This is a genomic window from Curtobacterium flaccumfaciens (genome assembly GCF_051548005.1).
Classification (GTDB): Bacteria; Actinomycetota; Actinomycetes; order Actinomycetales; family Microbacteriaceae; genus Curtobacterium.
On the sequence record NZ_JBPUGH010000271.1, the window covers coordinates 1 to 589 of the forward strand.

1 protein-coding gene is annotated in these 589 nt (G+C 77.2%); it reads right to left on the bottom strand.

Annotated features, from left to right (window positions below; genetic code table 11):
* Positions 1-589, bottom strand: a 589-nt coding sequence (locus ACSW7Y_RS17245) for a glycosyltransferase family protein (RefSeq protein WP_438127447.1), incomplete at both ends; no start/stop codon positions are given.

A 589-nucleotide genomic window follows, 5' to 3' on the forward strand; every position in this document is an offset into this window, starting at 1 on the left:
GAGCAGGACGCGGGCACGGGCGTCGAACGAATGCTCGGCGGCGACGCGCGCAGCGACCTCGGCGCGCGCGGCCGCCGACGGCCACGGGTGCTCGGGGTCGAGGAGGACGGCGAGCTCCTCGCGCGAGCGCGCCACGGCGAGCGTCGGCACGTCGAGCACCCCGGCGAGCCCCACGACCGGGTCGGTCACGACGACTCCCCCGGACGCCAGGACGTCGAACACCCGGTTCGACACGAAGCCCCCCGCAGCCATGTCCGGCCAGTGGTCGTTCAGCACGACCCGGGCGGACGCGTAGGCACGGGCGACCTCGGCCCGGGACAGGGACGACTCGCCGAGGGACGACTCCGGCACGACCTCCGCCCACCCGGGTCCGTGCACGCGCAGGTCGGCTCCGAGGGCGACCGCGTCGGCGACGACGGGTCGGGCCGTGCCCCGGGTGGACCCGACGAACACCACACGACCGGCGTCCCGCCCCGACGACACGCCCGGGTGGAACACCGCCGGATCGGTCGCCTGCAGCAGCGTCCGGACCGGGACGCCCGACCGCGCACTCGCGGCAGCGGCCCACACCGGGCCCGCCGCGAACGCC